At 46.3% G+C, this 13829-nt stretch carries 11 protein-coding genes; 3 read left to right on the top strand and 8 right to left on the bottom strand.

Annotated elements, in window-relative coordinates; translation table 11 throughout:
• Positions 1-18 precede the first annotated feature (18 nt).
• The 5 genes from U1F02_RS05090 to U1F02_RS05070 all read right to left on the bottom strand — a co-directional run bounded on the left by U1F02_RS05090 (position 19) and on the right by U1F02_RS05070 (position 7884).
• Positions 19-1587, bottom strand: a complete 1569-nt coding sequence (locus U1F02_RS05090) for a PQQ-dependent sugar dehydrogenase (protein ID WP_409989283.1) — start codon at positions 1585-1587, stop codon at positions 19-21.
• 154 nt (positions 1588-1741) lie between these two features.
• Positions 1742-2647: an ROK family protein gene (locus tag U1F02_RS05085; protein ID WP_409989282.1), complete on the bottom strand. Its 906-nt coding sequence runs from the start codon at positions 2645-2647 to the stop codon at positions 1742-1744.
• An 82-nt stretch (positions 2648-2729) separates the two neighbouring features.
• Positions 2730-5285 (bottom strand): TonB-dependent siderophore receptor, encoded by a 2556-nt coding sequence (locus tag U1F02_RS05080; protein ID WP_409989281.1) that lies wholly within the window; start codon positions 5283-5285, stop codon positions 2730-2732.
• A gap of 398 nt (positions 5286-5683) precedes the next feature.
• Positions 5684-6652 carry a family 43 glycosylhydrolase gene (locus tag U1F02_RS05075; RefSeq protein WP_409989280.1) on the bottom strand — a complete coding sequence of 323 codons (969 nt, stop codon included), beginning with the start codon at positions 6650-6652 and terminating at the stop codon, positions 5684-5686.
• Between the two features lie 26 nt (positions 6653-6678).
• On the bottom strand, positions 6679-7884 hold the full coding sequence (locus U1F02_RS05070) for an ROK family protein (protein WP_409989279.1): 1206 nt from the start codon (positions 7882-7884) through the stop codon (positions 6679-6681).
• 176 nt (positions 7885-8060) lie between these two features.
• On the opposite strand from U1F02_RS05070, the gene U1F02_RS05065 reads away from it, so the two are divergent.
• Positions 8061-9284 carry an MFS transporter gene (locus tag U1F02_RS05065; RefSeq protein ID WP_409989278.1) on the top strand — a complete coding sequence of 408 codons (1224 nt, stop codon included), beginning with the start codon at positions 8061-8063 and terminating at the stop codon, positions 9282-9284.
• A 7-nt stretch (positions 9285-9291) separates the two neighbouring features.
• On the opposite strand, the gene U1F02_RS05060 is transcribed toward U1F02_RS05065, so the two are convergent.
• The gene (locus tag U1F02_RS05060) at positions 9292-9741 is read right to left on the bottom strand and encodes a hypothetical protein (RefSeq protein WP_409989277.1); all 450 of its coding nucleotides are present in this window, start codon (positions 9739-9741) and stop codon (positions 9292-9294) included.
• A gap of 118 nt (positions 9742-9859) precedes the next feature.
• Between U1F02_RS05060 and U1F02_RS05055 the strand changes: the two genes are divergently transcribed.
• Both U1F02_RS05055 and U1F02_RS05050 read left to right on the top strand, forming a co-directional pair.
• Positions 9860-11026 carry a flagella assembly protein FlgT middle domain-containing protein gene (locus tag U1F02_RS05055; protein ID WP_409989276.1) on the top strand — a complete coding sequence of 389 codons (1167 nt, stop codon included), beginning with the start codon at positions 9860-9862 and terminating at the stop codon, positions 11024-11026.
• A gap of 117 nt (positions 11027-11143) precedes the next feature.
• Positions 11144-11524, top strand: a complete 381-nt coding sequence (locus U1F02_RS05050) for a transmembrane 220 family protein (RefSeq protein ID WP_409989275.1) — start codon at positions 11144-11146, stop codon at positions 11522-11524.
• A gap of 10 nt (positions 11525-11534) precedes the next feature.
• Here U1F02_RS05050 and U1F02_RS05045 read toward each other — a convergent pair whose 3' ends face one another.
• Positions 11535-13298: an ABC transporter transmembrane domain-containing protein gene (locus U1F02_RS05045; protein WP_409989274.1), complete on the bottom strand. Its 1764-nt coding sequence runs from the start codon at positions 13296-13298 to the stop codon at positions 11535-11537.
• Between the two features lie 52 nt (positions 13299-13350).
• Positions 13351-13749 carry an MAPEG family protein gene (locus U1F02_RS05040; protein WP_409989273.1) on the bottom strand — a complete coding sequence of 133 codons (399 nt, stop codon included), beginning with the start codon at positions 13747-13749 and terminating at the stop codon, positions 13351-13353.
• Positions 13750-13829: the final 80 nt, after the last annotated feature.

Genomic DNA, 13829 nt, shown 5'->3' with positions numbered 1-13829 from the left:
GACCCCGCCTATGAGAATTTAATTGATTTTATCCAGCGAACGAATCCAGTCTCTCAATTGCTGGCGCTCGTCAGGCAAAAGGCTATTATCCGGGGGCATAGGCATAACTTTGTCATCAAATAATTTAAATTCCATGCGTGTTTTGCCGTCTACCTTTCTTAGCCATTGCTGATCATTCAATAGTTGTGCTGGATTTTTTTGCAATGCGTCGTGGCATTTACTGCACCGACTCACCAATATCGCTTGAACCTTAGCTGGCGCAACCCAGACTTTCACATCGCTAGACGCTTGTGGGCGCAATTGCCCTTCCCTATAGGGTACGCCATTCGATAACCGCAAAATTGCTGCATTTTTATCATCAACAATTAAAATACTGCCGTCATTCATAACACTGATGCCAGCGAACGCACTTTTTGGACGCACGCCATTCACTTGATTGGCACGCGAAATAATTTCACTGTGCTGCGATACCATTCCCAAGCCACCTTTTGCAGAAAAGCTTTTGGTATTAAAAATCTCTTCGGATGGAAGTGGATCATTAAAATACTGTGCTGTTTCTTGGCGAATAGGTCGCCCTTTATCATCCACATCAAAAGCGACCAATCGATGCCCAACAATTTTATAACCATGCCAGCTCATTAGTAATTTGCCAGCGAGTGATGGAATTTTTGTGTGTTGGTAATAGAACGCATCCATTGGTGCAACATGAGGAGGCATTAACGTCCAAGGCTCGCGATAATTTTTTACATCGCAGGACATTTTGTTTTCATTGATATTGGCGTTGCGATTGTAGCAGTTGGGCCAACCATAAAATACGCCAGGTTCGATAATGTTAATTTCTTCATAGGGCTCATCTGCAGATGCAAAATCCATGCTATTTTCTGCTTGAAGAAGAGTATCACTGGCATGTACAGCAAGTGCCATTGAGTTGCGAAGGCCGCTTGCCAGAATTTTATATTCTTTACTCCAGCTATCGCTTTTCACATCATAATCAAACTGCCAAAGAGCCGCCTGATCACCCGCTAAACACTGAGTAGATTGATCTAAACATCGGTCGGATGATGAACCAATATTAACAACAATGTTATTTTTATTATCGAATACAAAATTTTTAAGAGGATGCAAATAGCCTTGACGATAAGGTAGCGAATCAATAATCGTTTTCACATTGGCGATTGAACCACCCACCAATTCAAATCGAATAATCCGATGAGCCTCACCTACATAAAATCTTCCATCAGCACCGCGTAGAATTTTATGTGGCAAATTTAAATCAGACATTAATTGCTTTCCAACAATTGGGCGGCTTCGATAGTTAACAAGCCATAACTTCCCCTTGTTTTCTACCCACCCTCCCATATCGACAACCAACATCTCTCCTGCTTGTGTTTCAACAGCTGTACGCGGCATTTGAAGCGGCAGCTCGGAGCTACGCTGTGCCAATAACCCTAAACAAAGGTCATTGCTTGTTCCCAATGGCACCTTCGGATATCCATCGCATTTTTCTGATAAAGGAATGTAAGGAGACGCAGACACACTCAAACTAAAACTGAGGCACAAAAACGCCAGTACATATTTATTACTCATTTATTATTCCGTTTCTGCAGATCGGTAGCTTTTAAGAATAAGATCATTTTTTAACATGAGATTCAATCCTTAAATAAAAAAATGCCCCCGTCCAATTTCTTGGCGGGAGCAAAGCAATGCACCACAGCGGAAAACTTAGCTAGAGCAAAAACATTTAACTAACCGAACGAGCGAGGGCTAAAGCACCCACAACGCCAGCCACACCATCCAATGCGGATGGCACAATATAACTTTCAACCTTTTCCAAAATTCTTTCGTGCGCGTAACCATTTACCAACCGCAAAAATTCCGCGTGAATTTTGGGAAGCAAACCCTGCTTCAACATCACACCGCCGCCCAACACAATTTTCTCAGGCGCGTAGATTTGCGTTAGGTTGGCACACATAAGCGCAAGGTAATAAATTTCAGCAATCCAAATAGGATGATCAAGTGATAATTCACTCACCCCACTCGGCGCTCGCAAATTTAAGGATGCACCAGAGGCTAATCCCTCCAAACAATTTTCGTGAAAAGGGCAATTTGAAACAGCATTTACATCATGGGCATGCCGAGGAATTAAAATGTGACCAAACTCCAAATGTCCCAAACCTTGAACCAAAAGACCGCCACTTATCACTCCGGCACCAATACCTGTACCCACAGTAACGTAGACAAAGTTATCACAACCCTGAGTTACGCCGTGGGTGTGTTCACCAAGAGCAGCAGCATTTACATCCGTATCAAATGCAACAGGCACACCTAATTTTTGCGAAAAAAAGCCAACAAGATTTGTACCTGACCAACCGGGTTTGGGTGTTTGTTTAATGTAGCCGTAATCATTGGCATTAGGATTCAATTCAATCGGGCCAAAACTACCAATACCCAACGCACTGATTGAACCGCAACGCAATTTTGCTTCTACAAAAAAATCGTCACATGCTGACAAAGTTTTTTGCGGCTGCTCAGTGGGAATAGTTCGCCGCATTAAAATTTCGCCAGCCTCATTCGCAATAACACAAATAAATTTTGTACCACCAGCCTCAATGGCACCCAATAATTTTGCTGTGCTAATTGAATTCATAGGACACCACAATAATCAGAACTTACCACCACAACATTGTTAGACACTCACCCTTACAAACGGGCGAGTGCCTAAAACCCACTTAGAACTGATAACGCACACCGGCAGAAATTGAACGTCCGCTGAGTGGTCTTGCCCGAACTATATCGCCAATTTTTGCTGTTGACTCCTCAGACTCGGTGACAACAAATTCATTAGTAAGATTGTTGACACTGAGGCTGGCTGACAAACTATCGGTAAACGCCCAACTCGCATTGAGGTTGATGATGTTGTACGCACCTTGCTTCAAGCTATTATTGTCGCCAAGGTAAAACGCGGTTGATCCTTGTAATGTTGCACCCAACACAAGGTTGCTCACGCGATACTCAGGAGTGATGGTCCAAATGAAATCAGCCTGACGACGAGGAACATTACCTACAACAGATTTGTCGTTTTGATCTGAACTAATTTCTGCATCAGACCATGTGGCATTGCCGCGCAAAGACCAAGCTTCGTTGAATACATATTTGCCTTCCAACTCAACACCATTAGCGGTGTAATCGCGCACAAAAGTTAAACCGGATGTAATTTCTGCATTGGTTTCTTGAACTTTAGTGTTGAAATAGGTGGCGAAGAACGACCAATCATTGGTCATGTATTTGTAACCCAACTCCGCTTGTTTAACGTTATCAAAACCGTCAGTTGTGCTGGTCAATGAACCATTAGGATTCAATGTGCCACCTACTTGCGTTAAGCGATCAGCAATTGCGCGGCCACCGCTGCTATAACGGGCAAACATGGATGAATCGTCTGTCAGGATATAAGTTCCACCCAATGAGTAAGAAAAATTGTTCGCGTCATAATTAACAAGTTTTCTCGCACCAGCATTTTGCTCGTTCAACACACGTACACCACCGTTAACAAAACCAGCTGAAACGCCTTGAACATTTTCTAAGAGCGCATCGCTATCTAAGCGCGTGAATTTTCCGTTCACAATGGTGAAGGTACCAATGCTGCCGTTGCCGTTCAAATCAGTAGAAACATTGCCACCACAGCAACCATCAAGACGCATGCCGCGCGCTTTGACTTGATCGTAGCGTGCACTGACATCAACCGATAATTTATCGGTGGGCTTGAAGTTCACATTCAAATAGGGCGCAGATGTGGTGTATTCCAAATCCCAATTCCACGCAAGGAAACTTTCAGATAAAGCACCGTTATTAGTTAACAACACATTCACCGGTTTACCCGTTGAATCTATGCCTGCATTGATTGCTTCGAATTGAATGTTTTGGGTTTTGCCACCAGCAACGGTTTGCGTACGGCCATGCCAGCTGTTCCAGGAGATGTCGATATTTTGTTTGGAAACGTAATAACCGCCTGTTACTTCTACACCACCAAAATCTTTGGTAATTTTCAAATCGTTTACGGCCAAACCAACATCTTTGAAGTTGGTATCAAACATTAAATTCGTAAACGCCAGTTGATTTGAATCTGCAGGTTTTCCATCAATAGTTGCTTTCACGCCACCCGCGCAATTCAAACTAATGCCGCCAACTTTCGCGTCTGCACACAAGGCTGCGCCCTTAGCTGCAATGGAGTTGGTTCCGCCCGCCCAACCATCGGTAAAGGGAGAAATAAATCCACCGGTGATGCTAGATTTTCTAAATTTGTCATTAATAGTTACGCCATCTGCAACTTCTTTTTCAAACTCAAAACCGAAAGCTTTAACCTTGGACTGAATACCATCGCTCACTGAACGTGAAACTGGGTTTCCAAAAGCATCGTAAGTTGTAATGCGGCTGGTTTCTGCGCTCATTAAGGCTTGTGTGCTGGCGTCGAACCCGGGAACAGGGCCAAATTTTCCATTGCCGGTAACTTTCACGGGCGCTGGCAGATAAGTGGTCATCTTGTCATCAAGATCTTTGACGTAGAAACGCAGGAAGCCCTTATCCAATTCTTTGGTGATATTCAGCTTTAACTGGCCACCGCTATCACCATTAAACCCGGTTTCGCGAACGCCTTCGCCATCACGATAAAAACCGCCGATGTGATAATAGATTGTGTCGCTCAAGCGGCCACCGTATTCAAAATCAGTTCTGAATTCGTCGTAGTTCACACCAAAAGACGCACCTACACTGCCGCCTTCTTCTTTACCGGTTTTACTCAGAATATTAATGATGCCGCCGGGAGAGTTGCTCGCCAGAGTTGATGCTGAACCACCGCGGATAGATTCAACGCGATCAACCGTGCTATCAAAGCGGATAAAGTTATCGGTGTTGGCAAAATTGATATCGCCATATTCAAGAACGGGCAAACCATCTTCATGGATTTGCATGTATTTGGAGCCGCCGGTTGCCAAGGGAATACCGCGAATTGTGATATTGGCGTTACCGCCACCGCCGGATGACTCTGAGCGAATGCCTGGCAAGCTCCGGAACACTTCGCCAATAGAGCGAGGGGCTGATTGGGCGATATCCACTGCGCCTAAAGCACTTACAGAAACACTTGCTTCTAACTTGGTAACAGCCTTGACTGTACCTGTGACAACCACTTCGTCCACGGCCGGCACTTCTTCAGCCGTGGCTGGCATTGCGCCCCAAGTAATTGCTGCAACTGCCAATGCCAAACTATTGGGAACCATTCTTCTCGCTAACATGTTAAACCCCCAGTAACTATCTATTTAATGTAATGGCATCTAAATATGCCGTTAAACTAATTAAAGCACTGTGAATTAATAATCTCAACATGGTTTTTAAATCTTTTTTCGATCAAAGCCTGTTTTTTATTCTTTTTGATGCGTGAGCTTTGTTCTCAAAGAGTGAAATGACGATTTTTGGCCTGCCTTACGAACATTTAAACTTGCACCCGTGACACCACCCTTTGCTCTTAGCCACGGTTGGCAGAAAAGAAAACAATAGCAGCGAGCTTTACGACGTAAATTATTTTGGTGCTTATTGCCAGTGAAATACGAGTGCTGCTTAAGCACGCCTATTTGCGAGAAATAAAAAAGGCACCCCGAAGGTGCCGCCTTTGTATTTGAGATCAGGGCGACAGCTAGTCATTAAGACGTAGCTGTCCATCGGGCATCTGCACAACCGGGATCGGATCTATGATATTTCCAGCAAAGTGTCCTTCGCTATCATTCCCCATAAACGCCATTAGCTGCCAATTGCCTTGCGCATCTTTAATTAAGCGCCCCGAATACAATCCTTCTTGCTTTGGCCCTGTTAAAAAGCCATTACCAACGCACTCATAGGGCCCGAGCATGGAATCCGAAACAAAATACTTAACGCCGGTTTGAGGTTCATAAGCAGCGCTCGCCAAGTGCGCCTTTGAATGAAAGCGTTTGGACACGGAGCAGAACAAATAATAGCGTTCGCCAATTTTTTCAATTTGTGGCACTTCCATTTCACCAAACCATCCCGGAGCAAAAAAGGGTTCGCCAACCGTCCAGTGATTTAAATCAGTTGATGATGCGTAACCTACAGCGCCGCGCCCATCAGGTTCGCCAGAATTCACGCGGCAAGTGATGAACATGTGGTAAAGATTTTGGTGCGGATCTTTCACGACCCAAGGATCGCGCCAGGAGGCATCGTGCCAATATTCTAATTTCAACCCGTCGTACCAACGCTCATCCAATTGAGTAACGGGGTTATCTGCTGATGTAGTCCAGTGAATTAAATCGGGAGATCTAGCCATGCACACGCGTTGCACCAAACCTCTTTCAGCGCGCTTGGTGCCGGTGTAATACATTATCCATTCATCGGCATGCTTGATGACGCAACCCGTCCAAGTCGTAAAGGAATCAGGTGCTTCGTCATTGTTTGGTGTTGGTGCCAACGCATCTGGCAACACTTTCCAATGTTTAAGATCTTGCGATACAGCGTGGCCGATGGAGACATTCCAGTGGCGCAGATCGGGGTTTCCGAGTGATTTATCCGCTTGTAGATAAAACATGTGATAGTCGGAGCCGTCCACTGCAAACCAAAAATCCCACACCCATTTATGTTCAAGCTGCAGCATGGCAAGCCTCCAAAACGATTAAATAATTACTCATCTGCGCCGGTCAACATGACGTTTTTATCGGGCGAAAAATTGATATAAAGCGGAAGAATTGCGCCGCCAATAGCGCGTGCATCCGGCCCGATTTTGCCTACATGAACTTGCGGCAAAAACACACCTTGCGGGCAATGTTGATTAACTTTTTGTTCGACGCGAGTAACCAGCGCTTGCACAAGTTCGCGTGGCAAATAGCCATCAATAACCACGCCTTCAAAATCCACAACACTGAGTGACGACAAAATGCTGAAGGTTAAAGCCTCAGCACAATCATCCAACCACTCATCTACAAAAGGTTTTGCGGCGGGCATTAAGTCTGGTAGTTCGGAAATATTTTTGATGGGAAAACCGTTTGCGTTGAGATGACGACGCAATACAAAAATGGAGGCACGGTTAGCTAAGGTTTCAAATTTGCCTGGGTTTGGCGGCGCGGAAGATAAGAGCGAAGGCGTTACCGGCATAGACGCCAATGCGCCCGCGTTTCCATGCACACCGCTTTCTAGGTTTCCTTTCAACACCAACCCGCCGCCGACAAAAGTGCCGATAAAAACGTAGAGGAAATTATCGAGCGCTAACCCATTACCAAATTTCAATTCTGCAATAGCCGCCGCTGAACAATCGTTCTCAATGAATACGGGTAAATGGGTGCGCGCTGCGACTTCTTTATCGAACTTAATTGTCGCCCAGCGTTCAGCCAGAGCATCGTCCATATTCACTTCTTTTTTCCATGCGCCCATAAACCAAGGCATGGCAAGACCAACGCCAACCAAACGCGATTTGTTTTCGGAGGATAGAGAAGATTCTAAATAGGCAATGCCTTGCTCGATTTTGTCTAACAGAAAATCGGGGTTGGGCGTTTCAAATTCGTGAGCAATTTTTCCCACCACTGTACCCACAAAATCCATCAGCAACAGTTGAATATCGCTGCGGCCTACGTTGACACCAATCGAATAGGCACCCGATGGATTCAAGCTGTACATGGTGGAAGGCTGGCCCAAGCCGCGCTGAACTTTGCCTCTTTGAATAACCAGCCCAGCTGCATCCAAATCATCAATAATGCGGGTTACAGCTTGTGGCGTGAGATTGGAAAGCCTCGCCAGCTCTAGCTTTGACGCCTGACCCAGCTTGCGAATGGAATTGATTAGCACACGTTCGTTGTAGCGACGCAATCCACTGGAATTACTGCCTTTGCTCATACCACCTCTTTACTCGGACTGGCTTTAAAGAACCCAAACTGAAGAATATTTACCAAATGAATTTGACTTAATTAAACCACTGTGAATAATTAAGTCAAGGCGTTTTCTATAATCAACGACAATTCCTGCTCGCGCAACCCATTGCAACCTTGCAGACACACATCGGAGTACCGAACATGGCCGCAAACACCAACCTTGGCCTCATTCGCTGGTTGACCTTCCTAATGTTCACTATGTTCGCCATGACCACCGATGCGGTAGGCGTGATCATTCCGGAAATCATCAAGGAATTTAACTTGAGCCTTACCCAAGCAGGCGCCTTCCACTACGCATCTATGGCTGCCATTGCACTGAGCGGAATTCTGTTTGGCTTTCTTGCCGATAAATTAGGGCGCAAGCGGACGATTATTATTGGTTTGGGCCTGTTTGCATTGGCGTGCCTGCTGTTTTCGCTCGGCAATCAGTTCGAGGTTTTTGTGGTCTTGTTGGTCATTTCCGGCTGCGCCATAGGTATTTTTAAAACCGGCGCACTGGCGTTGATTGGCGATATTTCCACCTCTTCGCAAAACCATACGCGCACCATGAATTTGGTGGAAGGCTTTTTTGGTGTGGGCGCGATAATCGGCCCGGCGATTGTGGCTTACCTGCTGGCAGCGCAGGTTTCCTGGAAGTATCTGTATATTTTCGCGGGGTTCCTGAGTTTGGTGTTGCTGACTACGGCGGCGCTCGTGAAATACCCGCAGCCCAAAGCGCAACAAACCGAGTCTATTGATTTGAAGCGGACTTTCAAAATGCTCGGCAACCCTTATGCGCTGGGTTTCTCTGCCGCCATAGGTTTATACGTGGCGACGGAAGTGGCCATTTACGTTTGGATGCCCAGCCTGCTCAAAACCTATACGGGGTCTGTGGTTTGGTTAGCGACCTATGCCTTATCGATTTTCTTCGTATTGCGCGCCGCTGGCCGCTTTCTGGGGCATTGGGTGCTCACGCGTTTTTCCTGGACGTTGGTAATGATGTGCTTTAGCGGCGCCATATTTCTGTGCTTTTTGGGAAGCATCGCCTTCGGTGTTAGTTGCGCCGTTTTCTTGCTGCCGCTTTCGGGTCTGTTTATGTCAATGATTTACCCCACGCTTAACTCCAAAGGCATCAACTGCTTTCCCAAACATGAGCACGGCACAATTGCGGGCGTGATTCTGTTCTTCACGGCCATTTCAGCAGCCGTTGGGCCGCTTCTGATGGGTATTATTGGGGATCTATTCGGTGCAGTGAATTACGGGTTCTACTTGGCGGCGGGCTTTGCGGGCTTGTTGTGGGTCGCGATGATCTATAACCACCTTAAAGACCCGGCTCAGGCCCGTTTAGCGGAAATCGACCAAGGCGAATATGGCAGCCAAGTTTGATTGCGCCCTATTTGGCCAGTGTTACCGGTAGTGTTTGCTTGGTGCCGAACTTTTTGATGTCATCATCTGTAGCGCCTTCTTTGCATTCGCCTTTTACCCACAAATTGTAGGGCGCTACGCTGGAATCAATTTCTAAAAAACCCTCGCGGCAATAACCCATTTTTTGTACCACGAAACCGGTGTTTTCCAGCAAACGCTTGGGCGTGGAGCTGCTGACCGCGATGCCGCTGCGCTCGCCGCCTCCGCCCGAGAAACCACCGCGCTCAATGCGCACGCCATTGTTCATGTGCTCTTCGGGAAGACGCAGACGGTACACGAACATTTTGCTGGTATTGGGCATGATTTCAATTTCCAGCGTTTCCACCAATTTGGTATCGGTGTAGTTGCGACCGGGGCTTTCACAAGCAACGACTAAGCCCATCGCCATCAAGGCGCAAAAGACTTTCGCTAACGACATATTTTCTCCCTAGCTTGAGCAATTCACATTTAAGAAGCGGCAATTCTGGCCGATAACCCTGACAGGGTCTTTAAGACAACCATTTTGGCGTTGAATTTCATTGTGGCGGGAGTTTGTCATGCCTATTCGATCTCGGCTACTGCGTTTATTGATTATTCCTTCCGCGTTAGCGCTTGCGTCCACGACTTGGGCGATGAGCGATTTTAAACCTGTGAAGCCGAAACCTACCGCGGCCGCCAGTGAAAGCGCCAATACAAGTTTGCCATTCGACAACCAAAGTGTTCCGAAAGCCACCAGCGCTGCGCCGACCGAAGAGATAACATCAGGTCAAAGCCCAGCTCCGGCTCCAGTAGCTAAGCCTGCGGCCATTGTTGTGGAATCCAAAGCGGAATCCTATCAACGCGGCAACAACCAATGCAGTAGTAATGAAAATAATTCGTTGCAAAAATCCTTGTTGCTGACCGCTTTTCCCCGCTTAACCCCTAATAGTTCAAACGCTGGGGCGTTGAACGATGCGGAACATCAGTTACCGCAAATGCTCGGTGAACAATTAGTTGCAAAGCACAAAGCAATTACACCCATTCAATTAACCGAAAGTCTGCCATCTCCCTCCGCAAGCGATGACACTCTCCTAGCACAGCAAATTCAAAAACTCGCGCGCAACCAACACACTCAGCTCGTGTTAACGGGCGAAATTATGGATATGGCGATGACTCACCCGGAGGCGACCTACAACCCGGGTTTGTACACACGGTTTTTGAATGGCTTGTTTGATTTTATTGAAGTGAAAAACCGATTTGATAAACGCGAGCGCGTGTTCAGTTTTCAAGTGAATTTGCGTGACGGTTTTACTGGCCAAACGCTCTTTAACAAACGCTACGACACTTACGGCATTTGGGGATTAACTAAAGAGGTTGGTTTCGGCTCGCCTTTGTTTTGGAATACAGACTACGGCCAGCAAATTAAAGGCTTGGTAAAAATGGCATCTAAAGAAGTGGGTGCCGTTATTCAATGCCAACCTTACATCGCCCAAATTGATGCGCGCCCTGGTCAAAATCAAATTTTATTGCAAGGCGGAGCCAACAACGGTTTACGCTCCGGCGATACGCTGGCGCTTTATCAATTAGTTGTGCAGGGTTCAGAAACAGATTACGACAAGCATCAAGTGCGCTTAGTGAATCGTAATGCTGCGATTGAACTGCGTGAGGTTTACCCATCACACAGCGTTGGTGTTATCAACAGCTCAAGCTATTTAACTGGACAATTCTTGGCGGTATCGCCCTAAGATCTTTATTGAACGCTGCCGAAAAAGATGCGGCCTAATTTTTTCTAGCAGAAAGCCTATAAGTGGATACAATAGCGCGCAGTTGTTCTGACCAATTCCATTTATAGGCGTTCCAGTATGAATATCTTCCTCAAAGCAATTTACGGCGTTTTTGGTTTTATTCTATTAGCCTTCGCCAGTTTGCAATTCAACGATCCCGACCCAGTAATTTGGGTGAGCTTCTACGTTATTTGCGCTTTAGTTCCCTTGCTGCTGATAGCAAATAAATTTTACCGCCCCATGTTTTGGTTCGCGGTAGCAATTTGCAGCTTAGAGATATTGAACAGCGCGCCGGGTGCCTACCAATATTATTTGCACATGGCGGAAGAACCCTTAATGCAAGGGATGAACCCACAGAAACCTTACATTGAAGAATGCCGCGAATTTTTAGGCGTGTTAATTGCGCTCGGATTAATGGTGGTATCTGTGTTAATGGCGCGCGTAAAGCTATTTAAATAAGCGCAGCGCTTTAATCCGTAAACTGTAACTTAGCCAAACGCGCGTACAAGGTGCTTTCTTCCAACAATTGCGCGTGTGTTCCCTCGGCAACAATTTCGCCCGCTTCCATAACAATAATACGATCTGCTGCCAGTACAGTTGCCAATCGGTGAGCAATCACAAGTGTTGTACGGTTGTGCGCGGCATTGTCGAGCGCTTGTTGAACTTGGCGTTCACTTTCAGCATCGAGTGCGCTCGTCGCTTCATCCAATAGCAAAATCGGTGGATTACTTAAAATAGCGCGCGCGATAGAAATTCGTTGGCGTTGGCCGCCGGATAAACGCACACCGCGCTCACCTAAAAACGTATCATAGCCTTGCGGAAGCGCTTCAATAAACTCACTGGCAGCGGCCATCTCAGCAGCGCGCTTCACTTCATCCAAACTTGCATTCGGGTTTCCGTAACGAATATTGTCCAGCACGCTGCCCGCAAAAATAACTGTTTCTTGCAGTACAGCGCTGAAAGGTTCGCGTGCATCTTTAAAGGTTAGATCGCGCAGGTCTACACCATTAAAACGCACGGCGCCCGATTGCGGATCGTAAAAGCGAAACAAGAGCTGAAACAATGTGGTCTTACCTGCACCAGAAGGACCGACCAAAGCAACATGTTCACCGTGGCGAATTTTTAATGAAAAGTTTTTTAACGCGAGTGTTTCTGGTCGTGAAGGATAAGCGAAATTAACTTGGTCAAATTCAATGCCCTCACCTTCAGTTGGTAATTGTTTTGGATAAGCTGGCTCAACCACGGGTGAATTTAATTGCAATAATTCCATCAAGCGTTCAGTAGCACCTTCAGCTCGCTGCAAATCGCCCCAGACCTCCGTTATTGCACCAATCGCGCCCGCTGTTAACACGGCATAAATAATAAATTGTGATAACTCACCACCCGTCATTTGCCCGGACAGCACAGCGTGCGCGCCTAACCACAAGACAAACGTAATTGCGCCAAATACCAATACGATTCCAACAACGGTCAGCAAGGAGCGTGCAGCAATACGTGAGATAGCGGTTTTAAATGCATTTTCGACCGCATCATTAAAGCGCGCACTTTCGCGCGTTTCTTGGTTGTAGGATTGTACCGTGGGCATTGCATTGAGAACTTCGCCAGCTACCGCGCTGGAATCTGCGATGCGATCTTGACTATCGCGTGAGAGCTTTCGCACTCGCCTACCAAAAAATAAAATGGGTGCAATCACAACGACCAACGTAATAAGAATAAAACTCGCAAGACGCGGACTGGTAAAAACCAGCATGGCTATGCCGCCCACTAACATAAATAAATTGCGCAAGCCCATAGAAAAACTGGTGCCCACCACGGCCTGAATCAGCGTTGTGTCTGTTGTTAAGCGCGATAAGACTTCACCGGTTTTGGTGACTTCAAAAAACTGCGGGCTCATTTGCAAAATATGTGAATAGATCTTTCGGCGAATATCTGCAGTAACGCGCTCCCCTAGCCAAGAAACGCAATAAAAACGCAGCGCAGTTGCAATCGCCAAGACAATCGCCAAAGCGAAAAGCAAAACGAAGTAACGATTAATGTGTTCCGTTTGACCGGAAGAAAAACCTGCATCAATTAAATACCGAAATGCAACAGGTAAGGCCAGCGTTGTAGCAGACGCAATGCTTAACGCTATAAGCGTCCAAAGCCAGCGGCTAATGTAAGGTTTTAAAAAGGGTAGCAACCCCAACAAAGGTGTTAGCTTTTTTGGAACGGGCAATGTAGATGGCTCGGGCATAAATTATTCCAGTTGATTGCAACCAATTTAAAAATTCGTTCTATTGAATTTTTCAAAGGCCCGCCAAAATTCGCATAGCAATACCTATAGCAGCACCTATAAGCAAGACCAGAGACGCCGCAGCGCTAACACCGTAGCCTCGGCTGCGAGCTTCGGCAGCGCGTGCGTAACTCAGTGCGTAATCTACCCGCCCTATCAACCAAATTAACCCTAAGATACCAGCCCACAAGAAACTCACGTATTCGTTAAACAACCAAAGTGCTGGTAAAAATAATACGAGGTTTTCGAGCGTATTCATTTGAACGCGAAAAATACGCTCAAAGTTTTCGTTGCCCGTAGTAGCAGGCGCTTTCACACCGTATTTAATGCGTGCGGCACCAACCCACACCACAGTAGCGGTAAATAACAATAACGAAAGCAAAGTGATAATTGCTGCAAAGTGCGCTGCCATAAAAACTCCTTAGCTGGATTGAATGGTGATTTGAAATCAAGTAAGCCTAAATCAATATACCTGCTTTCTAAAGGCGTTTA

The organism is Cellvibrio sp., from assembly GCF_046347455.1.
In the GTDB taxonomy this organism is placed as follows: domain Bacteria; phylum Pseudomonadota; class Gammaproteobacteria; order Pseudomonadales; family Cellvibrionaceae; genus Cellvibrio.
The sequence above is the reverse complement of the archived record's forward strand: the minus strand, read 5'-3'. Positions and strand labels throughout refer to the sequence as shown.

Bases quoted from the DNA above. Each gene is read 5' to 3' on its own strand.
- U1F02_RS05065 (WP_409989278.1), top strand. From the start codon at position 8,061: ATGGCCGCAAACACCAACCTTGGCCTCATTCGCTGGTTGACCTTCCTA.
- U1F02_RS05070 (WP_409989279.1), bottom strand. From the start codon at position 7,884: ATGAGCAAAGGCAGTAATTCCAGTGGATTGCGTCGCTACAACGAACGT.
- U1F02_RS05055 (WP_409989276.1), top strand. From the start codon at position 9,860: ATGCCTATTCGATCTCGGCTACTGCGTTTATTGATTATTCCTTCCGCG.
- U1F02_RS05075 (WP_409989280.1), bottom strand. From the start codon at position 6,652: ATGCTGCAGCTTGAACATAAATGGGTGTGGGATTTTTGGTTTGCAGTG.
- U1F02_RS05050 (WP_409989275.1), top strand. From the start codon at position 11,144: ATGAATATCTTCCTCAAAGCAATTTACGGCGTTTTTGGTTTTATTCTA.
- U1F02_RS05045 (WP_409989274.1), bottom strand. From the start codon at position 13,298: ATGCCCGAGCCATCTACATTGCCCGTTCCAAAAAAGCTAACACCTTTG.
- U1F02_RS05090 (WP_409989283.1), bottom strand. From the start codon at position 1,587: ATGAGTAATAAATATGTACTGGCGTTTTTGTGCCTCAGTTTTAGTTTG.
- U1F02_RS05080 (WP_409989281.1), bottom strand. From the start codon at position 5,285: ATGTTAGCGAGAAGAATGGTTCCCAATAGTTTGGCATTGGCAGTTGCA.
- U1F02_RS05040 (WP_409989273.1), bottom strand. From the start codon at position 13,749: ATGGCAGCGCACTTTGCAGCAATTATCACTTTGCTTTCGTTATTGTTA.
- U1F02_RS05060 (WP_409989277.1), bottom strand. From the start codon at position 9,741: ATGTCGTTAGCGAAAGTCTTTTGCGCCTTGATGGCGATGGGCTTAGTC.
- U1F02_RS05085 (WP_409989282.1), bottom strand. From the start codon at position 2,647: ATGAATTCAATTAGCACAGCAAAATTATTGGGTGCCATTGAGGCTGGT.